This is a genomic window from Candidatus Binataceae bacterium (assembly GCA_035508495.1).
Taxonomy (GTDB): domain Bacteria; phylum Desulfobacterota; class Binatia; order Binatales; family Binataceae; genus JASHPB01.
In genome coordinates this window covers 1-23,284 of record DATJMX010000073.1, presented here as the reverse complement: position 1 = coordinate 23,284, position 23,284 = coordinate 1, and the positions used below count along the sequence as shown (strand labels likewise).

Sequence of the window (23,284 nt, the reverse complement as noted above, 5' to 3'; positions counted from 1 at the left end):
GATGTCGAAGGCGAAACTCGGAGTCGCGATGTTCATCGTGTCGGAAGTTAACTTCTTCCTGCTGTTGATCGTCGCCTACGCCTTCTACCACGCGTATCCCGGTGCGGGCCCGACCGCTGCGGACAGCCTCGACGTTCCGCGCACCGCGGCCTTTTCGGTGCTGCTGTTTTCGAGCAGCGCAACTATGTGGATGGCGGGTCGATGCTATCAGCGCGAAGGTCAGCGCGGCGTCGCCGTGTGGTTGATCCTCACAATTCTGCTCGGCGGTGCGTTCCTGCTCGGGCAGATCTACGAATACATCGAGCTCTATTCACACGGAGTCACGTTCAGCCGCAACATGTTCGGGACGACGTTTTTCACGCTGACCGGCTTTCACGGTATCCACGTGTTCGTCGGCCTGACCGCGATCGCAATCGTCGCGTGGCTGGTGCTGCTGGGCGAGATGAAGGAGAAGGAGCGCCACGTCCAGGCGTTCGAGGCGGTGAGTCTCTACTGGCACTTCGTCGACGCGGTCTGGGTGGTGATCTTCACCCTCGTCTACTTGTGGGCGTTCCTATGACCCTCGGCGCTTTCATGCTGACCGCCTGGGATTTCGAGCCGTCGATCGTTATCGGCTGCGCGGCCCTGCTCGCGGGATATTTCGCGGCGAGCCCGCGCCCATTCTCGCGTGCGGCGTGGTTCGTCAGCGGCGTGGTCGTAATGTTCCTCGCGCTGGTGTCGCCGCTCGACGCGCTCGCCGATAACTACCTGTTCAGCGCGCACATGGTTCAGCACATGCTGCTGATCCTCGTCGTTCCACCGCTGCTGATTCTCGGGCTGCCCGCGACGCTGATCGAACGCGCGCTCAAGCTTCCTGGCGTTGCGCGCGGCGAGCGAATCCTCGCACAACCCGCGCTCGCATGGACGATCGGCATCGCGACCGAATGGCTGTGGCATTGGCCCGCGTTTTACAATGCGGCCCTCGCGTCCGAGAGCCTCCATGTCGTCGAGCATCTCTGCTTCCTTGTCAGCGCGGTGATTTTCTGGTGGCCGATCTTTGCGCCGCTGGCGCGATGCCGGCTCGCGCCACTGGCCGCGATGCTCTACCTGGCCGCCGGCGCGCTCGCTGGCAGCTTGCTTGGAATCCTCCTCACGTTTGCGGACGCGGGCCTTTATCCGGCGTACCTCAAGCCGAACGACGTGTACGGAATTCTCAGTCTCGTCCGCGACAGTTGGGGAATCACGGCGGCGGCCGATCAGCAGCTCGGCGGGCTGTTGATGTGGGTTCCGGGCGGCGCCGTATTTCTGCTCGCAATCATCGCGGTGATGGCGCGCTGGTACGGCGAAGAACGCGTCACGGCGGGCATTTACGCACATCATCAAGGAGGCGCGAACTAGCTCATGGCATCGGAGAATGGACAGAGCGGCGCGTTTCGCGCGATCGACAAATCGGACTGGAACATTCCGCAGCCGGCGAAGCTGCCCAATCCGACGTTTTGGCCGGCTGCGATGGCGCTCGGAATCAACTTCGCTTTTTTCGGTGTGGTGACTTCATGGGCATTCACCATCGTTGGCGCCGGGCTCTTCGCCCTATCGCTCGGCAAATGGATCGGAGAACTCGTGCATGACGAATGAGACGCAGCAAAGCGGCGAGGCGCTGAGCCCCGAGCGCAGGGCGTTTCTCGGCAAGCTCAGCATGGCGCTCGCGGGGATCGCGGCGATGTTCGTCGCGGTGCCGGTAGTGGGATTTATCCTCGGCCCGCTGATCAAGAAGACGCCGCAGGGCTGGCGCAATATCGGCCGCCTCGAGGAGTTCATCGTGGGCACGACGGTCAAGGTGAACTTCCGCGATCCGTCGCCGCTTGCGTGGGCTGGCGTAACCGCCGAGAGCGCGGCGTGGCTGCGCCGCACGGGCGACGACACCTTCATTGCATTCGCGATGAATTGCACTCATCTCGGCTGTCCCGTGCGCTGGCTGCCATCCGCCAATCTTTTTATGTGCCCATGTCATGGCGGCGTTTACTACAACGACGGCAGCGTCGCGGCCGGTCCGCCGCCGCATCCCCTGTCGCGCTATCCGGTACGCGTCGTAAACGGAATCGTGCAGATTCGCACGAGCCCGGTACCGATCGTCTAAGCGGAGGCTGCCTTGTTCACCCTGCTGAAGCGCCTCGTCGACGCCTTCGAGAAACGCACCGGCCTCATAAAGCTGATGACGGACCTCGCCGAGCATCCGGTGCCGCCGGATACGGGATGGTGGTACGTGTTCGGCAGCGCGACCCTGGTCGCATTCATGATCCAGGTCGTGACCGGTATCGCGCTGGCGACGACCTACATCTCATCGACCGGCGATGCCTACGCATCGCTGCAGTTCATCACGCACCAGGCGATGTTCGGCAACCTGCTGCGCGGGATGCATTATTTCGGTGCCTCCGCGATGGTGCTGCTGATCGGCATCCACATGGGACAGGTGTTCCTGATGGGATGCTACAAATATCCGCGCGAGTTCAACTGGGTGTCGGGCGCGATCCTGTTGTTCCTCACGCTCGGGATGGGATTCACGGGACAGCTCCTGCGCTGGGATCAGAACGCGGTGTGGTCGGTCGTCGTCGGTGCGGAGCAGGCGGGGCGCACTCCCTTCATCGGCCAGACGATGGCGCATTTTCTGCTCGCCGGGAATACGCTCGGCGGCGCGACGCTCAGCCGCTTCTTCGCGTTCCACGTGTTTTTCATCCCGGCGATTATCTTCGCGGTGGTCGGGATTCATCTGTATCTCGTGATGCACGACGGAATCTCGGAGCCGCCCGTCGCTGGCGAGCCCGTCGATCCCGATACTTACGATGCGAAGTACGAGAAGCTCGTTCATGAGCGCGGCGTGCCGTTCTGGCCCGATGCTGCGTGGCGTGATGCGGTCTTTTGCGCGGCAGTCGTCGTCGCGGTGTTCCTGCTCGCGCTGACCTTCGGACCGCCGCTCCTGGGAGCTCCGCCGAATCCGAGTCTGCTCGCACGCGACCCGCGTCCCGACTGGTATCTCGTGTGGTACTTCGCCGTGCTCGCGTTGATTCCGCATGGATGGACCACGCCGGTAATTCTGCTCTCGCCGATGGTGGGATTGGTGATCCTGCTCGTGGTTCCGATCGCATCGAACAGGGGCGAGCGTCATGCGTCGCGACGGCCGTGGGCGGTCGCATCGGTGCTGACGATCGTTCTGATGATCGGCACGCTATGGGTTGAGGGGGTGCGCGAGCCCTGGTCGCCCGATTTCACCGCCGAGAAGCTGCCGCCGTCGATAGTCGCGTCGAATGACGCATCGATCGCCCAAGGGGCGGTACTGTTTCACGAAAAGGGATGCGAATATTGTCACGCAGTGAGCGGCTACGGCGGGCATCGCGGGCCGGATCTCACCTACGTTAGCGATCGGCTGACGCGCGACGACCTGGTGATCAGGATCATGAACGGCGGCTACAACATGCCGTCGTTCTCGGCGAATCTGAAGCCGGGCGAACTCGATGACATCGTCATGTTCCTGGGATCGCGCAAGCACACGTACGAATCCTCGGCAGCCCAATAGAGGCAAATCGGCATTTTCTTGCCGCGCATCGGGCGCGAGCGTCCGTCTAAGGTCGCTAGCCGTGAGTATCGTCGCTTCGGATGTCTCTCCATGAGCGATTGAGCGAGACTTATCTCGTCCTTCCTGCTCCTGACTAAGCAACACATTCCATCGACGCCGAGTTCGCCGTGGCATGCGATTTGAATTGAGACCTGAAATCGCGTGGAGCTCTCACTCCTCGCGGAGTTCGAGAGATGGTTCACGCTGAGAGTCGGGTTACCCTGGGACTGACGTCTTCCGCATCGCGCCTGAGCTTCAGCGAGCGTTCGGAGGTGACCTTTCATTCGGCGCCAATCTGGATCGGGTTCGGCTTGGCGGCGCTGGTGTGTGCGTTGGTGTCGGCAGTTGTGGGTTGGGCGAGCTACAACTTCGAAGCCAGTGCGCAATGGGTAGAGCATACGCACTTCGTGATGGAGCACCTGGGAGCGCTCCGTTCGTCGATCAGCGAAGCGGAGAACGCGCAGCGTAACTTTATTATCAGCGGACAGTTGGCGCGGCTGGATTCGTTTGCCAACGCCGAGCGCGAAACCCGCGAGAATCTCGCCGCGCTTCGCAAACTCACGGCCGACAATCCCGCGCAGGTTCGCAATCTCGATCGGATCTCGCCGCTGATTGATAGACGGCTCGAGTTCCTCGACCAGGGGATCGAGATCCGCAAGCGCTCCGGCAATCAAGCAGCCGAGGACTTCATCGTTGCGCACTCCAGCGGCGGCCTTGGAAGCAAGGTGCGCGACCTTATTCGTCTGATGAGCGCTGACGAAGATGGCTTGATGGCGACGCGAACAACGGCGGAGCATCGCGCCGCGCGCCTTGCGTATCGCGTGATTTCTGTCGGCTGGATCTTCGGCTTTGTGTTTCTGTCGATCACTGGCGTCTACATCGGCCTCGCGCTTGGCGGCCTTCGGAGGGCGACCGAGCTTGCGGCAAGTCGCGCGCGGCAGCTCGACGCTGCCGAGCTCAAGCTGACGGCCAACACGGAAGTCCTGCAATCGGTATTCGCGTCGATGGGCGAGGGCGTGATCGTTTCGCTGCAAGACGAAGCCGAGCCGCAACTCAATCCCGCCGCGCGCCAACTGCTTGGAATCGCGGACGCTCCGGGAGGATTTGCGCGATGGCTCGCGGGGGCGGAAATCGTCTCCGAGCCCGAAGGTCGGCTTTCAAACGGCGCCAGTCCCTTTGCGCTCATCGCCAATGGTGCGAATCGCGACGATATCGAGCTGACGATCCGCGATGGCGGCGGGTCGATGCGCCGCTTCGTTGCGAGTCTACGCCCGCTGCGCGACGAGAAAAGCGCGATTCGCGGCGGCGTGCTCGTGTTTCGCGACGACACTGAGCGCAAGCGCCTCGAGGAAAGCCAGGGTGCCCTGGCCGCGATCGTCTCCGCGACGCCCGACGCAGTCGTATCGATCGCCCCCGACGGGATGATTCGCAGTTGGAATCGCGGCGCCGAAGCCATGTACGGACACACCGCCACCGAAGCTGTCGGACAGTTCTACGAGACCTTGGTCGTATCGGAGGATCTGCGCCCGGAATTTCGTGCTGCGCTGCGCCGCGTTGCATCCGGTGACTGCTCGGTTCAGTTCGAGACGCGCCGGCTCAGAAAGACCGGCATCGAGTTCGACGCATCGATTACCGATTTTCCGATCGCGGATGAAACTGGCCGAGTCTCGATCGGTTCGATTGCGCGCGACGTGACCGAAAGCAAACGCGTCGAGCGCGAACTTATCGCGCGCACCGAAGAGCTGTCGCGCTCCAACGGCGAGCTCGAGCAATTCGCCTACGTCGCGTCGCACGACCTGCAGGAGCCGCTGCGCATGGTCACGAGCTACTTGCAGCTCATCGCGGGGCGCTATCGGGGCAAGCTCGACTCCGATGCCGACGAGTTCATCGCCTTTGCGGTCGATGGTGCGACGCGGATGAAGCAGCTCATCGACGATCTGTTGCATTTCTCGCGCGCGGGCCAGGCCCCGCGCCACGAGCCGGTCGACATGAATCGCGTCCGTGACGAGGCGGTTGCCAATCTTCATCTTGCGATCGACGAAGCGAAGGCCCATATCACCAGCGATACGCTGCCAACCTTGCTCGGCGATCCGGTGCGGATGCGCGAGCTGCTGCAGAATCTGCTCGAGAACGCGGTCAAGTTCCGCGCCGAAAAGCCGCCGGAGATCCACGTCGGCTGTGTGCGGCACGCAAACGAATACATCTTCTCGGTGCGCGACAACGGTATCGGGATCGCGCCGCAGTACCAGGAACGAATCTTCGTGATGTTCCGGCGGCTGCACGGGCGCGAGGCGTATCGCGGCACCGGCATCGGGCTGGCCATCTGCAAGCGCGTCGTCGAGCGGTTGCACGGACGAATCTGGGTTGAATCGGCGCCCGGCACCGGCGCGACGTTTTTCTTTTCAATTCCGTGTGGCGAAGGAGGCGGACGGGATGAGCGAGCCCGCGAGCTGGAAGGAAGTGGACATTCTGCTGGTTGAAGATAATCCCGGTGACATCCGGTTAACGATGGAATTGCTCAAAGAGAGCAAAATTCGTAACCGGATCGAAGTCGTGACCGACGGCGAATCCGCAGTCGATTTCCTCTATCGCCGGGGCCCCTACGCCAACGCTTTCCGGCCCGACCTGGTGCTGCTCGATCTGAACCTGCCTGGCAAGGACGGGCGCGCGGTGCTCGAAGAAGTGAAGAACCAGCCCCAGTTCCGGCAGATCCCGGTAGTAGTATTGACCACCTCGTCGGCCGATGAAGACGTGTTGCGCAGCTACGATCTGCGCGCCAATTGCTACATCACCAAGCCCGTCACTATCGACCAGTTCACGCGCATCATCCAGCAAATCCAGAACTTCTGGCTGACGATCGTCAAGTTGCCGGAGGCATGATGCCCGAGGGAACGATCAAAGTCCTCCTAATCGAGGACAACCCCGGCGACGCGCGCCTGGTTGAGATTGCACTGAGTGAAAGTCCCAGCGATCGCTTCGAGCTGAGCATCGCCTCTCGCCTCTCGCATGGAATCGAGATCCTGGCGCGTAGCCGGATCGATATCGTGCTGCTCGACCTGTCGCTGCCGGATTGCCTGCCGCAGGAAACCGTGTCGCGCATCGCCGCGGCCGCACCGCATCTGCCGATCGTCGTCTTGACCGGCTACGAGGACGAGCGCTTCAGCCGCGAGGTCGTGAGGCTCGGCGCCCAGGACTACCTGGTCAAGGGCCAATTCGACAGCCGTCTCCTGGCGCGCGCCCTTTACTATGCGATCGAACGGAAGCGCTCGCGCGAGGAGCTGGCGCGCGCGCGCGACGCCGCCGTCGAAGCCGCCGGGCACGAGGCTCGCTTCCTTGCCAACATGAGTCACGAGATTCGCACGCCGATGAACGCGGTTATCGGCATGACGCGGATGCTCCTCGACACTCCCCTCGATCCCGATCAACGCGAGTTCGCCGAGGCGGTATGGAACAGCGCGCACGCGCTGCTCGGCGTTATCGACGACATCCTGGAGATCTCGAAAGTCTCATCCGGCAAGACCACCCTGCGCGAATCCGAGTTCAGCCCCACCGCCGTGGTGGAAAGTGTGATCGAGCTTTTCGCCGAGCGAATTCAGAACAGCGAGATCCAGCTCGCCTCGCTGGTCGATGGCGACGTACCGGCCGCGCTCCGCGGCGATCCCGGGCGGCTGCGGCAGGTATTGATCAACCTGGTCGGCAACGCCGCCAAGTTTACCGTGCACGGCGAGATTTCGCTCGCGGTGCGCAAGCATTCGGAGACCCAGGATGCGGTGATGCTGCACTTTACGGTCGCCGATACGGGACCCGGAATCCCAATCGAAGCGCAGCAGAAACTGTTCGCTCCGTTTTACCAGGCCGACAACTCGATGACCCGCCGCCACGGCGGCACCGGACTTGGGCTGGCGATCTCGGCACAGATAGTCGAGCTGATGGGCGGGCAGATCGGCGTCGAAAGCACGCTCGGCCATGGCGCCACCTTCTGGTTCACGGCGGCATTCGAGCGGGCGCCTGGTAAATTCCAGACCGAGGGACAATTGCGCCGCCTCTTATGGGGCACGCGCGTGATGGTGGCCGATCCGGCAGCCGTAAGCGCCCGATTCCTCCGCCGCCAACTGACTGGCTGGGGCCTCGAGTGCGATAGCGTATTAACCGGAGAAGAAGCCCTCGCCACGCTTGCCCGCACCACTTCTGACGGCAATCCCTATCGGCTCGTTGTGGCCGATTCGCAGCTCGCAACGGCGGACGATTACGAATTGACTCGCGCGATTCGTGACGATCCTCGCTATGGATCCCCCAAAATGGTTGTGGCTTACCTGCTGGGTCATCGCCCGGACGAAGAAGCGATGCGCAAGGCGGGTATCTCGGCGTGGTTTCCCAAGCCGGTGCGTCAATCGCAGCTCTATGATCGCCTCGCATCTGCACTGGCGGGCCAGTTGCAGAGCCATCACGAGTTCGATCTTGCGCGATCGAAGCCCGGCGCGCTCGACATCACCTCGCGGCAGATCCCGCAATCGATAAGACAGCATGCGAAGGTTCTTCTGGCCGAAGATCATCCGGTTAACGAACGCGTTGTAATGCGGATGCTCAAACGGCTCGGATTTTTTGCCGACGCCGTGCACAACGGGCGCGAGGTTTTGAGCGCCGTAAGTGCGCAGGGTTACGACCTGATCTTGATGGACTGCCAAATGCCGGAGATGGACGGCTACCAGGCGACGCGCGAGATTCGCGCCCAAAGCCTCGAGCATCAGCCGGTGATCGTGGCGCTCACCGCGCATGCGCTCGAGAGCGATCGCGAAAAATGCATCGCAGCGGGAATGGATGACTATCTGAGCAAACCGGTGCAGCCCGAGGATCTTGCTCGCGTTATCACGAAATGGCTGGCAAAGCCCGCCGCCGAAACCGATCATCCAGCGATTGATAGCCAACCTCCAATTGCGGGGCAGGAAGATGATGAATCGCCGATCGATCCCGCAGCGATAAGTAAGCTCGGCGATCCTGACGACGACAGCTTCGCTCTCCAGATGATCGACGTCTTTCTAAATGACCTGCAGCAGCGGCTGGCGACGATCCGCGAGGCATTCGCGAACCGCGATTCCGCGGCGCTGGCGCAGGTGACTCATACGCTCAAGGGCAGTTGCAGCCATTTCGGCGGACGGCGCCTGATGCGTATCTGTGCAGAAGTGGAACGGGCGAGTCGCGCGGGTGCCGTTGAGGGGTTGGGTGAACGAATCGAAGAGCTGCTGAGGGAGGCGGCGCGTGTGTCGGCCGCACTGGAAGTGCATCGTGCTCCGCAAGCGCGCGCTTCTTAGGCGGGTCGGCATGGTACAAGAGCGGTCGGAAGTCCTCGTAATTGATGCGTCTGACAGGGCGTGATAAGTGTCTCACTCCTGCAGCGCCGATACGCTCGGCTCGGGGGGCGGCGTACCCAAGTGGTTAAGGGAGAGGTCTGCAAAACCTCCACGCATCGGTTCGAATCCGATCGCCGCCTCCATTTTTATCCTCAAACTGATCCAATATGTCAGATCAGGATCCGGCTTAGCGCCTGCCGGCGCACATGACGATGTGATCATGTGCCGGTTGGTCTGGCCGCGCGCCGGTCACAATCACCAAAAACCGTCCAAAAATCTTCCGCGATGAGTCATCTCCCGCGAGCGATATTCTTCGTATCATTTGAAATAGCGCTTTCACCGACATGGTACTAAGGGCCAATGGCTGAAGTCCGAATCGCTACGTAGTATTTCGGCGTCAGGGGGAAAATCACGGTTCGTATAAACGGTCGATCAACCACAACCATCGGAGGAATGGTCGCAATGAATCAACTAATCAAGAAAGTGAGTATGCTCGTCCTGGTCGCCGGTCTGCTTCCAATCAACTCGTGGGCGCAGGATACCGCCCCTGCAACTCAGGCCAAGGCTGAGATGAAGAATGACGCGTTGGCTGGATTGGGACGCGAGGAGTTCGAAAATCGCCGCCAGGAAATCGTCGTCGCCAACATGAAGTTTTCCAACGATGAACAAAAAACAAAGTTTCTTGCGATTTACGTTCCTTACCAGGAAAAGCTCATGAACAACCTCAAGCAGCGTAAGAAGCTGCTTGACGAATACCAGAACGAGCAGCAAAACGGCGTAATCTCGGATGCCGATGCGACCAGGATTCTCAATGCTAACCTCATACTGGACAGAAATCGGGTGATCGCCGAGTCAACTTACCTGCACTCGCTGAAAAGCGTCATGCCGATGGAACAGGCATTGCGGGCCTACGAAATCGATGAGCGACTGAATGCATTCTATTTGAATGACATCCTCGGTACGATTCACTTGGTGAAGTGACGATTTGATGAAGCACGACGCACCTGGTCAGCGCTGGATCTGGCTGGGTGCGTCTGTTTCACTTTTTGCTGAATACTAAATTCGGTTCGCCGCTCGAAAAGCCACACCAGCACGCATCCGGAAACGTAACATCGCTTCGGATATCCAGCGCATTACTGCGCACACAAAGTTCCGCGCCTCAGTACCGGTATTTGTTACCATGGTGTTGACGAGGGCGCGGGCCGACGCAGTAATCACGCGATGGCTGCTCGGCGTGATGTGGGCGATTTGGCTCACGGCGCTTGGATGGTATGCGACGCGTGCGCTCAGCGGCGGATACGCGGTGGCGCCGTCGCGAGCGGCGCTGGCCGACTGGACCGTCCTGCTCTTGGCGCCTCTGCCATCGAGTCCCTGGCTCGAGCCCTACCACGCGGTGCCGATCCTGCCGGGAACGATTCTGTGCCTGGCGGTCGCTCTGGATGAAAGAGCTCCCGGCACGGACCGAATGATTGTTGTCATGTCCTGGCAGCACTGCTGCTGTGCAAAGTGTGCGTCTTCCGCTTCCGATTCGCGGCCTCGAACTGCTAGCGGAGTTTTTGGTGCTGGTGGATGCCTTCGGCCTGATCCGCCCGCGCCTGGCTGCCGCACCGGTTCCTGGTTGAATGACTTTGTGTCGACAGCATGTTAGACTCATTGTCGAGTCGGGTCGAATGCCAGGTCGCCGCCGGTTGCTGCTCGAGATTGTTTTCGTATCGCTGCTGATCATGAGCGGATGCGCGCTCGACGATCCGATCCACGGTTTTGCGGTATTCCGGGATTCCGGTCCGCCGAGTCGGGGAAGTTTGCCGATGCGATCAAGTGGGAGCGGATGGCGATGTCGCTGCCTCATATGGGTTGGGACACCAGCGTGACGGAAGCGCGTCTATCCTTGTACGAACAGCACAAGCCGTATCGGTCTGCCGATCCATTTGCTCGCGAAGCTTAACTGAGATCGGACTCCGAATCAGAAGACGTCTGCGCTGTCGTAGGTTCCGACAATTGATGCTGAGCGCCGTTCGCGTATTGCAGGTCGAACTTCGAGGCTGAGCTGAGCAGGCGGGGCATTTCTTCGGCGCAGATTCGCAGGAAGTTGCGGCGCACGCCGGATAGCTGGGTGCCGTGGTGATAGGCGAGGCACAATTCGCGATAGACCCCTGCGCCGAGCTGAATTGGCGCGCTGGGCCCGGCGCGAGCCTCGCGATCGCCGGCGCGCTGACAGCATTTTTCTCGCTGCTCGCGCCAGCGGTGCGCGTTGTAGCGGGACCATTTTCAGATCGAAACGGGGGAGGCAGATTGGTATCGATTGCGCTGACGATTCTGCTATGCGGCGCCCTCGTCATGATGCGAGCGAACAGTTACGTCTCGGCGATTGCCGGCACGGCGATCATCGCGATCGCGATCGGCGTCACCAACGCGGGAATTTTCAAGATGGTCCCGCAGTGCGTGCCTGACGCAGTCGGCGGCGCTGCGGGCCTGGTCGGAGGATTGGGCGCGCTCGGAGGATTCGTGTTGCCGCCGCTGATGGCGTTAGCAGCGACGCATGCTGAGCGCGGCTACGCCGGAGCCTTCGCGGTCTTCGCGGTGCTCGCGATCGCCGGCCTCGTTATCGCGACTGCGTTAAGCCGAACCGCTGGCCGCGACCAGGTTCGCGCGACTCAACGCAGAGCCGCTTGACGATTGCCTAATGCGCCGCCAAGACGGCGAGGCTCACGAGGCAGGGGGGGCCGTCTTCGCCGTAGCAGATGTTGTTAAGCTGTCCTGCGGGGGGATGCTCCTGGTCCTGGGCGTAGCCGGGGCAGATCCAGTTGCTGCCTTGATGATACATCGCGACCGCGAAATATCTGCCGCCTTCGAGGAAGCCCGACGCGGATGAACCGCCCGCGAGAGCGGCGGAGCGCACGATCTCGAAGCCGTCATGCCCGCCGGCCGGGTCGAAGGCCATGAAAAATACTTTCCAAGCGCGGCCGCGGCTCGAGGTGAGCGTGTAGCGCATCCCGCTGTTGTACGAGAACACCGGCTTATCGCGGCATAGCCATGGCCGAGCTTCACCGGCGGACGCGAGCGGCGCCGCGCAAGCGATGCTGAGCGCGATTGTGACAAAAAGTCGAGTCAGCTTGCTGACTATCGTTTGCAAATCCCGCCGCTCCGCCATCATGCCTCTCCAGTGAAGATTATGCCGCGCGCTTTGCACCGAGCGCAGCGATGCTCGTGACGATTTGGCCGAGGTTCGAATCCTTCGGGGTGAAGACTGCCCGGACACCGAGGCCGAGCAGCGCCTGGCGATCGTTTTCCGGAATGATGCCGCCGATCACGAGCGGAATGTCGTCCGCGCCGCGCGCTTTCAGCAGCTCGAGCGCCTCGCGTGCGATCGTCATGTGCGCGCCCGCGAGGCTCGAGATCGCGAGCACGTCGACGTCCTCCTGCAACGCCGTCTCGACCATCTGCTGAGGCGTCTGCTTGAAGCCTGCGAGCACGACTTCCATCCCGGCCTGCATACATGCGTGCGCGAGCAACTTGACGGCGTTGATATGCCCGTCGAGGCCGGCCTTGCCCAGCGCGATACGAATCTTGTGCGATGTGCTCGGCACATCCAGATGCGGCACGTTGGCCCCCGCCGACAGAATCTCCGGCGTATAGCGGCCGCGCCCGATCTGCTCGAGCGTCTCGGTCCATTCGCCGACCGTGCCGCCCGCGCGCGCCAGCTCGATAGTCGCGTCCATCAGCGGACCATTCTCGGCGGTCGTGCGCGCGAGCGTTTCCCGCGCCTTCGCCACCGATGCGTTATTGCGATGCGCGCGCCATTGCTGGATCGCCGCGATACGCTCGCGCTCGCCGCGCGCTTGCGCGTTGTGATCGACCAGATCGCGCGGCGGTGGCGTGAGTCCGATCTCGCCGAGGAACGCATTCACACCGACCTGCGAGATCTCACCAGTTTCGAGGCGCCGCTGCCGCTCCGCGAGCTGCTGCGTCAGTTCTCCGCCGACGATCGAGATCGCGCGCGCGTAGCCCGCTTCGCGCAGGCGCACCGTGATCTCCCGGGCTTTCGCCGCGGTCTCGTCGGTGAGCTTCTCGATGATCTTGCTGCCCTCGAAAATGTCGCCGTAGCGCGCGAGCTCGGTCTCGTGCATCAACACCTGCTGCGTGCGGAGGCTCAGCATCTGTTCGGCCTGGTCGGGCAGGGCGAGTGCCTCGCGAAAGCCGGGAAGCTGGAGCGCGTTGACGCGCGCGCTCGCGGAAATCACGACCGGCAGCGCCTCGTATGCGATGCGGATAATGTTAACTTCGGGTTGCTGCTCGGTGAGCGTGAGTGAGCGCACCTGGCATCCGGCGCGGAAGGCGACGTCCGCGATGCCGTATTCGCTCTGGCACAGCTCGCGCCACAGCTTGAAGTACGCGCGCACCTTGCAGATCTCGGGCACCAGCTCGATTCCGCTGTTGATGAAGAACGAGATGCGGCGAACGGTCTGCTCGAAGGCTTCGGGCTTGAGCTGCGGCCGCAGCGCATCGAGGATCATCAGCGCGTTGCCGAACGCATAGCCGATTTCCTCGGCCGGGCCTGCGCCGCTTTCCATGTAATGGTAGCCGCAGCAATTAATCGGGTTCCAGTTCGGCACGCGCTCGACCGAGAAGCGAATCAGCTCGGTCGAAAGACGAAATGAAAGTTCTGGTTGAAATATCGAGGTGCCGCGGGCGACGAATTCCTTGAGCAGATCGTTCTGCGTCGTGCCGCGCAGCTCCGTCCATGGCACGCCCTGTTTTTCGGCGACGACGAGGTAGAGCGCCAGCAGGAACGGCGCCGTCGAGTTGATCGTCATCGAGGTGTTGATCGAGCCGAGCGGGATACCGGCGAAGAGCTGCTCCATGTCCTGCGTATGGCAGATCGAAACGCCCGCGCCGCCGACTTCGCCGCGCGCGACCGGAGCGTCGGGGTCGTAGCCGTTCTGGGTCGGCAGATCGAACGCGATCGAAAGTCCGCGCTGCCCCGCCTTGAGGTTCTGATGGAAGCGCTCATTGGCCTGGCGCGCATCGCCGAAGCCGGCGTAGGTGCGGATGATCCACGGCTCGCGCGGCTTCTTCGCGCTCTCCGATGCTTTTGGCTTGGCCTCGCTCATTTCGATGCCTCGTGCGTTGTGCCATAGGAGCGCCGGAAACCAAGCAAGGCGCTGCGCGCGATGTCTGGCACCGGCCCCTTTGGGGCCTCCAAGATCCCTCGACTTTGCTCGGGATGAAGGATAGGCAGGCGGCGATTCAAATTCACAGAACCTCAGCGTAACGGCGCGGGGCGAGCGTTTCCAGTCGTGCGATGCTAGCGCTTCACGGCGGCGCGGCGTGAGCGGCTTCGTGCGGGCACCGCATTCAGGTCGTCGGCGAGCGCGTCGACGAGTGTCGTGCCGAAGAGCCCGCGATGCTCCGGAATTTCGATCACGATATCGCCGGCTTTGTGCTGGACTTGAGCGAGCGCGGCGGCGGATTCCGAATTGCGGCGCAGCTCGGCGCGCGCGATCTCACCGAGATGCTCGATGGCTTTCTTTTGCTCGCGAGCAACGCGGCGCTTGGCGAGCGCATCCGCATCGTCTTCGCTGAAGGACAACTTAACGTATCGGTTGAAGAAGATCGCCGCGGGTGTCAGTTCAAGTTTGTCGAGATCATCGAACGTTTCGATCGTTTCCGAGACCGCGAGCGAGTCGGCGGTCGTCACCTGCACGATCGCGCATCGCTCTCGATCGGTCAGCATCCCGGTGATGTTGTTGGCTTCCTTGCCGACGATGCTGTCACCGAAGGTGGCGCGCGCCGCAGTCGGCATCTTGAGCCAGCTCAGCGCCTGCCCGCTGGCGGGCGCGTCGACGATGATCAGATCCCAGCGCCTGTCATCGCCCGGCTTGCGCTCGGTTTCATAGTAGATCTTGCCGAGCGCCATCAGCTCGCGCAGTCCGGGTGCCGCCTGCACGAAGAACTGGTAGAGGCGGCTCGAGAACACGGCCTTGAGTAGAAGTCGTCCGGGTACGACGATGCGCAGGTATTCTTCGAGCGTGTGCCGCCCGTCGAGCACCATCAGATTGAAGCCTACAGCTTCCGTTGGTTCGAAAACCGGCTCGATGCCGTAGAGCGACGCGATCGGCGCGCGCGAATCGCATTCCATCACGAGCGTGTGCGCGCCGCGCCGGCTCGCCGCGAGCGCGAGGGCCGCGCTCAGGCTCGATTTGCCGACGCCGCCCTTGCCGAGCAGGACGACAACGCGCCGCGCGAGAAGTTCTTTAAGCATCGACGGCGCGGCAACGCGCGGTGTGCGAGCGTTCTACCAACGCAGCAGATTGGCGCCCCAGGTCAGACCGCCGCCGCATGCGTTGAGCATCACCAGGTCGTTGTCGTGGATTCGCCCTTGCTCCATCGCCTCGTCGAGCGCGATCGGGACCGATGCGGCTGAGGTGTTGCCGTAACGATCGATATTGGTGAAGAGCTTTTCCTGCGGGATTCCGAGCCGCTCTGCCACCGCACTGAGGATTCGCATGTTGGCCTGATGCGGCACGACCAGGTTGATATCGCCGAGCGCAACACCCGCTCGCTCCGCGACTTGGGCGGTCACTTCGGCCATGCTCTTCACCGCGACTTTGAAAAGCTCGGGCCCCTTCATCTGGATCGAGTCGTTGGGATCGCGCCGCACTTCGGAATCGATCGTGCTGCGCACTCCGGTTGCGCGAACCGCGAGCAAGTCGGCCTGCCGTCCCGAAGATCGCAACAGGCTGCCGAGCACGCCGCGATCGCCCGGCTCGCGGACCATCACGACTGCGCCGGCGCCGTCGCCGAACAGGACTGCGGTGCGGCGATCGTTCCAGTCGACCATCGTCGATAACGCGTCGGCGCCGATCGTGAGCACGCGCGTGAAATCGCCCGCGCGCATCATCGAGTCGGCGACGCTGATCGCATAGATGAAGCCTGAGCATGCCGCGGCGACGTCGAACGACGGAATCGAATCGATGCCGAGGCGCGCCTGGATCTGGCAGCCGAACGAGGGGAAGCCGTACTCGGAGGAAACCGTGCCGACGACGATCGCGTCGAGTTCCGAAGCTTTCACGCCCGCGCGATCCAGCGCGGTTCGCGCCGCCGCCGCCGTGATATCGGCGAGCGATTCGTCCTGGCGCATCGCAAAGCGCTGCCGGATTCCGGTGCGGGTCGTTATCCAATCATCGGACGTGTCCATGTACCGTTCCAGGTCCTTGTTGGTGAGGACGGTATGGGGAAGGGCACGCCCCGTGGCGACGATTCTGGAACCCATAGCAAAATCCGTTCGCGTTAATCCGCCGGGCGGATGGCAAGTGTAGTGTTGGTGCCGCCGAAACCGAACGAATTATTGAGCGCGACCCGCACCTGGCAGGGGCGCGCTTCGTTCGGCACGTAATCGAGATCGCATTCCGGATCAGGCACTTCCTGGTTGATCGTCGGCGGCAGCATCCCGCGCTGTACCGCCAGCGCCGTGTACACCGATTCGATCGCGCCCGCCGCGCCCAGAGTATGGCCCGTCATCGACTTCGTCGAGCTGACCGCGACCTGGCGCGCGCGCTCGCCGAACACGCGCTTTACCGCCTGCGTCTCGGCGATATCGCCCTGTTCGGTCGAGGTGCCGTGAGCGTTGATGTAATCGACCTGGTTCAGATCGAGGTCGCCGTCTTCGAGGCACATCATCATGCATCGCGCGGTGAAGCGCCCTTCGGGCGAGGGCGCCGTGATGTGATTGGCGTCGCTGTTGGCGGCATAGCCGCAGATCTCGGCGATGATATTCGCGCCGCGCGCGATCGCGGCCTCGCGCGTCTCGAGGATCAGCGCCGCGGCGCCTTCGGCGATTACAAATCCGTCGCGCTCCTTGTCGAAGGGCCGGCTCGCCTTCTGCGGCGCGTCGTTGCGCGTCGATAGCGCGCGCATCGCAGCGAAGCCACCAACGCCGAGCGGAGTGAGCGCGGCCTCGGCCCCGCCGGTAATCGCGGCGTCGATATAGCCAAGCCGAATCATGCGATAGGCTTCGCCGATCGCATGCGAGCTCGACGCGCAGGCGCTGGTGGTCGTGAAGCTCACGCCGCGTGCGCCGTATTTGATCGAGATCTGACCCGGAGCGAGGTTGCCGATCAGCTTCGGGATGAAGAAGGGCGTCAGGCGGTTGAGCCCCGTGTTGAGCAGGATCTTGTGCGACTCTTCGATTGTCGTGAGGCCGCCGATGCCGACGCCGACCAGCACCCCGACGCTGTCGGCATTGTCCTCGGTGATCTTGAATCCCGACGATTGCATCGCCTGCTCGGTCGCGGCCAGCGAGTACTGGATGAAGAGGTCCATCTTCTTGATGTCCTTCTTCTCGATCCAGTCTTCGGCTTTGAAATCCGTGATTTCTCCGCCAAACTTCACCGGGAACGTCGCCGTATCGAAGCGGGTGAGCGGACCGACGCCCGAGCGCCCGGCCATCAGCGCTTCCCAGTTTTTCTCAACTCCGGTTCCGAGCGGTGTCACCAGGCCCACGCCCGTGATCACCACGCGTCGATCCAGAATCTTTCTCATCTGAACCTCATCATCCTTCCGTGGGCGATAGCCTTCATATTCTACCAAATCCGATTCGCGGTCGAGCAGGTGGCGCCGTCGCGTAACGCCGGTGTCGCGACCGGGTAACTAATCCAGCCTTGAATCCCGCCGGACACAAGTGAAACAATTCACGCGTGCCGTCCAGCTTTTCCGCAGACGATCCTTTCTCGAGGCTCGCGCAAAACCTTGGCGAGCTTGAAGTGGTGATCGGCGAACAAGCGCGTCCTGCCATCGCGCAGGTGCGTGCCGCGCTGGGCGACGCGATCGCATGCCGCGAGCGCGGCGACATTCCGGGCGCGCTCTCGTCGATTCGCAGCGCCATGGAACGTCTCGCCGCACTTGGCGCGGGGCTCGATCCCGAAGAGGGCACGATGATGCGGATGATCGCTGAGCGCTTTGCCGAGGCTATGAAGAAGGACCTCAAGGGCGAAGCGAAGACGGTGGTCAACGTGATGCGTCAGAAAGCCGGCGACCCCAAAGACGACGATCATAACGACTGGTAGACCGAGCTAACCCGGCGGCGAAGCGGGCCGCGATCGGCTTGGTGCGAGGAAACCCTTCATCCAGCGCGGCATCAAACAAGGCAATTGGCGGGGCCAATTCACCGCAACATCAGGGGACAACAAGTGGCAGCTGCAAGCAAAATCACAGGCATGAGCACCGATCTGAACCAGCAGTGCATCAACTCGATCCGCGTAATTACGATCGACGCGGTGCAGAAGGCGAATTCGGGGCATCCCGGGATGCCGATGGGAATGGCGCCGACCGGCTTCCTGCTCTACACGAAAATCATGCACCACAACCCGAAGAACCCGAAGTGGTTCGGGCGCGACAGGTTCGTGCTCTCATGCGGTCACGGCTCGATGTTCCTGTACTCGATACTGTACCTGTGCGGCTACGACCTCTCGCTCGACGAGATCAAGCGCTTCCGCCAGTTGAACAGCAAAACTCCCGGTCATCCTGAGAGCCACATCACGCCGGGCGTCGAAACGACGACCGGGCCGCTCGGCCAGGGCATCGGCAACGCGGTCGGGATGGCGCTCGCGGCCAAGCATATTGAGGCACGCTTCGAGCACGACGACTCTGGCCTCTTCAGCCATCGCATCTTCGGCATCTGCAGCGACGGCGATCTGATGGAAGGAATCTCGCACGAAGCGGCATCGATCGCGGGACATCTGGGACTCGGCAACCTGATTTTCTTCTATGACGACAATCACGTGACGATCGACGGTCACACCGAGCTCAGCTTTTCCGAAGACGTCACCAAGCGCTTCGAGGCGTATGGATGGCATACCGAGGTCGTCAACGATGCGAACGATCTGGCCGCACTGACGGCGGCGGTTGAGAAGGGAATCGCGGAGAAGAATCGACCGACTCTAATCCGCACCCGTTCGATCATCGGCTACGGCAGCCCGCATCGCCAGGGCACCTCGAAGATTCACAGCAATCCTCTCGGCCCTGAAGAGTTGAAGCTGACCAAGGAATTTTACGGATGGCCGCAGGAGCCCGCCTTCTACGTTCCTGACGAGGCGATGGCGACCTTCCGCAAGTGTATCGAGCGGGGCGCTGAGGCCGAGAAGGACTGGAACGCGCGCTTCGAGAAATACGCGGCCAAGTATCCGCAGGACGCCGCTGAGTTCAAGCGCATCGTCGCGGGCGAGCTGCCCGCGGGATGGGACGCCGAGCTGCCCACGTTCACGCCCAAAGATTCCCTCGCGACGCGGCAGTCAGCCTCGAAGGCGCAAGGCGCAATCGCCAAGAAGGTTTGGAACCTGTTCGGCGGCTCCGCCGACCTCAACGAATCGACCTTCACCGATGTCGAAGGCGGCGGCGACTTGGAGCGCGGCAGTTACGCCGGGCGCAATCCGCATTTCGGGATTCGCGAGCACGGCATGGCCGCGATCCTCAACGGGATGGCGCTGCACGGCGGCATCATTCCCTACGGCTCGAGCTTCATGGTCTTCACCGACTATTGCCGGCCATCGATCCGGCTCGCCGCGATCATGGGTCTGCAAGTCGTATTCGTCTTCACCCACGATTCGATCGGCGTTGGCGAAGATGGTCCGACGCACGAGCCGATCGAGCATCTCGCGGCGCTGCGCGCGATTCCGAATCTCACCGTGATTCGCCCCGGCGACGCCAACGAGTCGGTCGAAGCCTGGCGTTACATCATGACGCACAAGCACGGCCCCGTTTTGCTCGCGCTGTGCCGCCAGAAAGTGCCGACTCTCGATCGCACCAACATGGCGCCCGCGAGCGAGCTGAAGCGCGGCGCGTATGTGATCGCCGAGACCAGGGGCAAAACGCCTGAGATCATTCTCATGGGCACCGGCTCGGAGCTCTCGCTCGTCGTCGATGCGAAAGCCGAGCTCGAGAAGAAAGGCCACGCCGTGCGCGTCGTCAGCATGCCGAGCATGGAGATCTTCGCGGCCCAGGACGAAGCCTATCGCAACAGCGTGCTGCCGCCGGCGGTCAAGAAGCGGCTCGCAGTCGAAGCCGCAGTGCCGCAATCGTGGTACCGCTGGATCGGTCCGGAGGGCGATATGCTCGGCATGACGGAGTTTGGCCGCTCCGCGCCGTCCGCTGACGTAATGAAGTTCTTCGGATTCACCGTGGAGAACGTCGTCGAGCGGGCGACGAAGCTTATCGGAAAGTAACGCCACAGATGCAGTCGCGCGCGCGCTTGGCTAATCTAGGAAGTGGAGGCTGATCGCTGAGGATGGCCGAGCCGAAAATTATTGTTTTGAACGATCCGCCGGATTTGTTCGTGCATGCCGCCGAAGAAATCGCGCACATCGCAGGCGAAGCGGTGTCCTTGCACGGCGAGTTCACGATCTGCTTGTCGGGCGGATCGACTCCCGCCGCGACTTACGAGCTACTCGGAACGCGGTTCCATTACAGCGTCGATTGGAAGGAAGTGCAGTTCTTCTGGGGCGACGAGCGATGCGTCCCGCCCGACAGTCCCGAGAGCAACTATGGGATGGCGAACCGCACCCTTCTCGGCAAGCTGGGACTCCGCCCCGAGCAGGTGCATCGCATGCGCGGCGAACTCGAGCCTGAAAAGGGCGCGCTCGAGTATGAAGCGGAAATCAAGAAATCCCTTTCCGTAGCAGAGGGCGAGTTCCCACGCTTCGATCTGGTCATGCTGGGACTCGGCGACAATCGTCACACCGCGTCGCTATTTCCCGGCGCTCCTGAGATCCACGAACGCAAGCGGCTGGTCGTCGCGGTCGACGTCGACGCAGAGCCCCGCAAGCGACTTTCATTCACCCCGCCGGTCATCAACAACGCACAGCGGGTGATGTTCCTCGCCGCGGGCGCCAACAAAGCCGAAGCCGTCCGCGACATCCTCGAAGGCCCGCGCGATCCCGACAAGTATCCCGCGCAAATAGTATCTCCCACGGGCGGCGAACTCTTCTGGTTCCTCGACAAAGCCGCCGCCAGCCTGTTGACGAAGCGCTGAGTTCAGCTGGGCGCGGCGGAGTCATGAACGCTGACGACCGCCGCGTAAGGCTGACAGTCTCGGGTCTCAATCCGAGTGCTCTCGTAGCCCTGCTCGTAGTCGGGTGCTTCATCAGGCGCTTCGGAGCGCTACCCGACGCTGGCTGCTCGAGATTTCCTCATCGCACCAACTCCAGGTCTCTATCGCCTTACCCAACAGTTGACAGCGATCACTCCTTTCTGGCCATCCTTCGAATCCTCACGGACTTACACCACGGGCTGCTAAGCCCCCTGGCGCTCGCTTCTAGCGACAACTGGTCGCGTTGTAGGTCGCGCTGCCGGTGCAGGGTTTGCCGTGATTGAGAACACCTTGCACGCAGACCGGAACGTTGCCCTTGCAACTCGTACCGCTTGACTTGTCGGTCGCGGTAAATGCGATCCCGTAGAGCATCCCGCTAGAGCCCAGCGGGCTCGTAGTACGCACGAATGCCGTTGAGCCGAGGACCGTGGCGTTGGGACAGAAGAGCGGCGGGAAATCGATGATCGGCGCGCTCTGCGCGACGCCGGTGATGCTGATGCTGAATCCGCCGCCACTCGAATCGGTCACGCCCGTCACGTTCTCAGGGTAGAAGGTGAACGGCGAGATTGCGGTCAGATTCGGAGTGCTCGCCGCAGCCTTGCTGCAATCAACAGTGACCGGGGGCAGAGCGTTCAACTCAAACGCGCCAACGTCACAGTTGGTCTGGCCCGGCGCGGGACGAATATACCCGCGCTGATCTGTAGCTGGGCAATCGGCGGGTGGTACCACATTTACGGCAGGGCTGCTGGTTGAAGTCAGTGCGAGCGTAAAGGTCGGGCCGCCGTTGGCAGCGGGCGTAGAAGCGAGGTCAATGTCGCTGGTCGGGGTTATGACCTGGTTGCCGTCGACGCTGTTGATGAAGCAGGTGCCGTCATCGGCGATATTGTAGGTGGCTGTTGTCGCGGAACCGGAACAATTGGATGGAGTGCTCGCCGCCAATATGGTGCCCTTGAGGTTGACGGTGCCGCCCTCAGTGTTAATTGCGCCCCCTAATGCGGTGTCGCCCGCTGCCACGTTGGCGGAAAATGTTGCATTCGTTATGGTCATGGTTTGGCCACTGGCGTTATAGATGGCACCACCTTGGCCTGCGCCATGAGATTCGCCGTTCGCCTCGTTGCCGGAAAATGTGCTGTTGGTGATGGTCAACGGTCCGGCACTAAAGATTGCGCCTCCGTCAGCTAGGCAGCCCGCGCTAGTGCAGGTGGCTTGGTTACTTGAAAGAGTGCCGTTGGTGATCGTGAGAATCCCAAAGTTATCGATGGAACCGCCCTCGACGCCGCACTTCTCGCTGGAGCAAGTGACGCTGCCGTTGGTCAGCGTCAGACTTTGCAAATTGAGCGTAGCGCCCTGGTTCACCTTCATCAGTTCCACCGCCATGCCGCCATCGATCGTAATTCCAGGCGCGGTGGTCGGGCCGGTGATGGTAAGCGTCTCGCCGCTCACGATGGCTGGCAAGGTACCGTTCGTGGCGATTGCGATGGTACCGGTCACGCCGCCAGCAAAGACGATGGTGTCAGTCCCGGTGTTTACGGCCGAGCAACTCGATCCCGATGTCACGCTGCCGTTGGCCGCGTTGATCGCGTCACGCAGGGTGCATTGTCCCGACGAGCTGGTATCGGAGGTCGTAGTGACCGTGTAGCTCGTGGCATTTGCAGTCGCCGCGAGTACTGCGATCATTCCGATGACTGTTGCCGTGAAGATGCTCGCCTGGCTGAGGATTCGTCGGCAGGTTCCCTGACCCATGTCGTTCTCCCCCAAACGGTAGGCCCGGCTCGCAGAGCCGGTTTTTGGCAGGCACGCCCGGATAGTTCGCGGCCGCGTTGTGCCTTGAAGCGCGCTGGCCGGCTTTAACTCGCGGACGGAGATTACCCGGCGCAAAACTTAGAGGCAAATCCCGAACAACAAACTGTTTAGAAATTCCAGCACAGGAAAGGGCTGGTGGCTTCTGGGACTCCTGCGGGAAAGGTTTCTGGACGGTACACCGCGCGGTAGCGCAGCCCCCACCACTGATTGGCGGACCTGCTGGTATATCTGCCATCGCATTCGTTCTGCGATGCATGGCGATGCGTTCGACATCACCGGCGGCAATCGCGTTGAAATGGACGAGACTTACATTGGCGGCAAGGACCGCAATCGGCACTGGAAGAAAAAGAGCGCGCAGCGGCGTTCGGGCCGCGCTCCGCGCGCTGGATTGGAGAAACTAGGTGAGAACGTCGGATACGGCACACCGGCGTTATTGGCGCGACTGAGCGCAAGGGAAACGTG

General features: G+C 62.0%; 20 protein-coding genes and 1 tRNA gene. 15 read left to right on the top strand and 6 right to left on the bottom strand.

The features are described 5' to 3' along the window. The first annotated feature begins 1 nt into the window (after position 1). The 11 genes from VMA09_21370 to VMA09_21320 all read left to right on the top strand — a co-directional run bounded on the left by VMA09_21370 (position 2) and on the right by VMA09_21320 (position 11,610). Positions 2 to 559 carry a cytochrome c oxidase subunit 3 gene (locus VMA09_21370; protein HUA36172.1) on the top strand — a complete coding sequence of 186 codons (558 nt, stop codon included), beginning with the start codon at positions 2 to 4 and terminating at the stop codon, positions 557 to 559. Next, entirely contained in the window at positions 556 to 1,377 is an 822-nt protein-coding gene (locus tag VMA09_21365) for a cytochrome c oxidase assembly protein (GenBank protein ID HUA36171.1), read from the top strand. The genes VMA09_21370 and VMA09_21365 overlap by 4 nt, the downstream gene beginning before the upstream one ends. A gap of 3 nt (positions 1,378 to 1,380) precedes the next feature. Further along, positions 1,381 to 1,614, top strand: coding sequence for a hypothetical protein (locus tag VMA09_21360; protein ID HUA36170.1), 234 nt, complete (start codon positions 1,381 to 1,383; stop codon positions 1,612 to 1,614). Beyond that, complete coding sequence (locus VMA09_21355; GenBank protein HUA36169.1) at positions 1,604 to 2,116, top strand: Rieske 2Fe-2S domain-containing protein; 513 nt, start codon at positions 1,604 to 1,606, stop codon at positions 2,114 to 2,116. Before VMA09_21360 ends, VMA09_21355 begins: the two co-directional genes overlap by 11 nt. A gap of 12 nt (positions 2,117 to 2,128) precedes the next feature. Next, positions 2,129 to 3,550, top strand: a complete 1,422-nt coding sequence (locus VMA09_21350) for a cytochrome b N-terminal domain-containing protein (GenBank protein ID HUA36168.1) — start codon at positions 2,129 to 2,131, stop codon at positions 3,548 to 3,550. 233 nt (positions 3,551 to 3,783) lie between these two features. Then, a complete protein-coding gene (locus VMA09_21345; GenBank protein HUA36167.1) occupies positions 3,784 to 6,069 on the top strand; it encodes a CHASE3 domain-containing protein in 2,286 nt (761 codons plus the stop codon). Beyond that, positions 6,023 to 6,469, top strand: a complete 447-nt coding sequence (locus tag VMA09_21340; GenBank protein HUA36166.1) for a response regulator — start codon at positions 6,023 to 6,025, stop codon at positions 6,467 to 6,469. The genes VMA09_21345 and VMA09_21340 overlap by 47 nt, the downstream gene beginning before the upstream one ends. Further along, positions 6,469 to 8,898 carry a response regulator gene (locus tag VMA09_21335; protein HUA36165.1) on the top strand — a complete coding sequence of 810 codons (2,430 nt, stop codon included), beginning with the start codon at positions 6,469 to 6,471 and terminating at the stop codon, positions 8,896 to 8,898. The genes VMA09_21340 and VMA09_21335 overlap by 1 nt, the downstream gene beginning before the upstream one ends. A 106-nt stretch (positions 8,899 to 9,004) precedes the next feature. After that, positions 9,005 to 9,080 (top strand) — tRNA-Cys (locus VMA09_21330). Positions 9,081 to 9,426: 346 nt separating this feature from the next. Then, positions 9,427 to 9,918 (top strand): hypothetical protein, encoded by a 492-nt coding sequence (locus VMA09_21325; protein HUA36164.1) that lies wholly within the window; start codon positions 9,427 to 9,429, stop codon positions 9,916 to 9,918. Positions 9,919 to 11,055: 1,137 nt separating this feature from the next. Next, positions 11,056 to 11,610: an MFS transporter gene (locus VMA09_21320; GenBank protein HUA36163.1), complete on the top strand. Its 555-nt coding sequence runs from the start codon at positions 11,056 to 11,058 to the stop codon at positions 11,608 to 11,610. A gap of 7 nt (positions 11,611 to 11,617) precedes the next feature. On the opposite strand, the gene VMA09_21315 is transcribed toward VMA09_21320, so the two are convergent. The 5 genes from VMA09_21315 to fabF form a co-directional block, all read right to left on the bottom strand. Continuing rightward, positions 11,618 to 12,088 carry a hypothetical protein gene (locus VMA09_21315; GenBank protein ID HUA36162.1) on the bottom strand — a complete coding sequence of 157 codons (471 nt, stop codon included), beginning with the start codon at positions 12,086 to 12,088 and terminating at the stop codon, positions 11,618 to 11,620. 19 nt (positions 12,089 to 12,107) lie between these two features. Further along, entirely contained in the window at positions 12,108 to 14,048 is a 1,941-nt protein-coding gene (locus VMA09_21310) for a methylmalonyl-CoA mutase family protein (GenBank protein HUA36161.1), read from the bottom strand. Positions 14,049 to 14,242: 194 nt separating this feature from the next. Continuing rightward, the gene (locus tag VMA09_21305) at positions 14,243 to 15,199 is read right to left on the bottom strand and encodes an ArsA-related P-loop ATPase (protein HUA36160.1); all 957 of its coding nucleotides are present in this window, start codon (positions 15,197 to 15,199) and stop codon (positions 14,243 to 14,245) included. Between the two features lie 33 nt (positions 15,200 to 15,232). Beyond that, the gene (locus VMA09_21300) at positions 15,233 to 16,210 is read right to left on the bottom strand and encodes a beta-ketoacyl-ACP synthase III (GenBank protein ID HUA36159.1); all 978 of its coding nucleotides are present in this window, start codon (positions 16,208 to 16,210) and stop codon (positions 15,233 to 15,235) included. 17 nt (positions 16,211 to 16,227) lie between these two features. Then, the gene (gene fabF / locus VMA09_21295) at positions 16,228 to 17,478 is read right to left on the bottom strand and encodes a beta-ketoacyl-ACP synthase II (GenBank protein HUA36158.1); all 1,251 of its coding nucleotides are present in this window, start codon (positions 17,476 to 17,478) and stop codon (positions 16,228 to 16,230) included. A gap of 224 nt (positions 17,479 to 17,702) precedes the next feature. Here fabF and VMA09_21290 point away from each other — a divergent pair, with 224 nt between their 5' ends. From VMA09_21290 to pgl, 3 genes are all read left to right on the top strand, one after another. After that, positions 17,703 to 18,002 (top strand): hypothetical protein, encoded by a 300-nt coding sequence (locus VMA09_21290; protein HUA36157.1) that lies wholly within the window; start codon positions 17,703 to 17,705, stop codon positions 18,000 to 18,002. Between the two features lie 123 nt (positions 18,003 to 18,125). After that, entirely contained in the window at positions 18,126 to 20,156 is a 2,031-nt protein-coding gene (gene tkt, locus VMA09_21285) for a transketolase (GenBank protein ID HUA36156.1), read from the top strand. A gap of 62 nt (positions 20,157 to 20,218) precedes the next feature. Beyond that, complete coding sequence (gene pgl / locus VMA09_21280) at positions 20,219 to 20,962, top strand: 6-phosphogluconolactonase (protein HUA36155.1); 744 nt, start codon at positions 20,219 to 20,221, stop codon at positions 20,960 to 20,962. Positions 20,963 to 21,244: 282 nt separating this feature from the next. Here the strand turns inward: pgl and VMA09_21275 are convergent, their stop codons facing one another. Further along, on the bottom strand, positions 21,245 to 22,762 hold the full coding sequence (locus tag VMA09_21275; protein ID HUA36154.1) for a choice-of-anchor Q domain-containing protein: 1,518 nt from the start codon (positions 22,760 to 22,762) through the stop codon (positions 21,245 to 21,247). A gap of 310 nt (positions 22,763 to 23,072) precedes the next feature. Between VMA09_21275 and VMA09_21270 the strand changes: the two genes are divergently transcribed. Continuing rightward, positions 23,073 to 23,284, top strand: a 212-nt coding sequence (locus VMA09_21270) for a hypothetical protein (protein HUA36153.1), incomplete at its 3' end; no start/stop codon positions are given.

Excerpts from the sequence above, each read along its gene's own strand:
- VMA09_21310 (HUA36161.1), bottom strand. The coding sequence starts at position 14,048 with ATGAGCGAGGCCAAGCCAAAAGCATCGGAGAGCGCGAAGAAGCCGCGC.
- VMA09_21325 (HUA36164.1), top strand. The coding sequence starts at position 9,427 with ATGCTCGTCCTGGTCGCCGGTCTGCTTCCAATCAACTCGTGGGCGCAG.
- pgl (HUA36155.1), top strand. The coding sequence starts at position 20,219 with ATGGCCGAGCCGAAAATTATTGTTTTGAACGATCCGCCGGATTTGTTC.
- VMA09_21335 (HUA36165.1), top strand. The coding sequence starts at position 6,469 with ATGCCCGAGGGAACGATCAAAGTCCTCCTAATCGAGGACAACCCCGGC.
- VMA09_21345 (HUA36167.1), top strand. The coding sequence starts at position 3,784 with ATGGTTCACGCTGAGAGTCGGGTTACCCTGGGACTGACGTCTTCCGCA.
- VMA09_21360 (HUA36170.1), top strand. The coding sequence starts at position 1,381 with ATGGCATCGGAGAATGGACAGAGCGGCGCGTTTCGCGCGATCGACAAA.
- VMA09_21275 (HUA36154.1), bottom strand. The coding sequence starts at position 22,762 with ATGGGTCAGGGAACCTGCCGACGAATCCTCAGCCAGGCGAGCATCTTC.
- VMA09_21365 (HUA36171.1), top strand. The coding sequence starts at position 556 with ATGACCCTCGGCGCTTTCATGCTGACCGCCTGGGATTTCGAGCCGTCG.
- VMA09_21305 (HUA36160.1), bottom strand. The coding sequence starts at position 15,199 with ATGCTTAAAGAACTTCTCGCGCGGCGCGTTGTCGTCCTGCTCGGCAAG.
- VMA09_21340 (HUA36166.1), top strand. The coding sequence starts at position 6,023 with ATGAGCGAGCCCGCGAGCTGGAAGGAAGTGGACATTCTGCTGGTTGAA.
- VMA09_21300 (HUA36159.1), bottom strand. The coding sequence starts at position 16,210 with ATGGGTTCCAGAATCGTCGCCACGGGGCGTGCCCTTCCCCATACCGTC.
- VMA09_21355 (HUA36169.1), top strand. The coding sequence starts at position 1,604 with ATGACGAATGAGACGCAGCAAAGCGGCGAGGCGCTGAGCCCCGAGCGC.
- VMA09_21370 (HUA36172.1), top strand. The coding sequence starts at position 2 with ATGTCGAAGGCGAAACTCGGAGTCGCGATGTTCATCGTGTCGGAAGTT.
- fabF (HUA36158.1), bottom strand. The coding sequence starts at position 17,478 with ATGAGAAAGATTCTGGATCGACGCGTGGTGATCACGGGCGTGGGCCTG.
- VMA09_21315 (HUA36162.1), bottom strand. The coding sequence starts at position 12,088 with ATGGCGGAGCGGCGGGATTTGCAAACGATAGTCAGCAAGCTGACTCGA.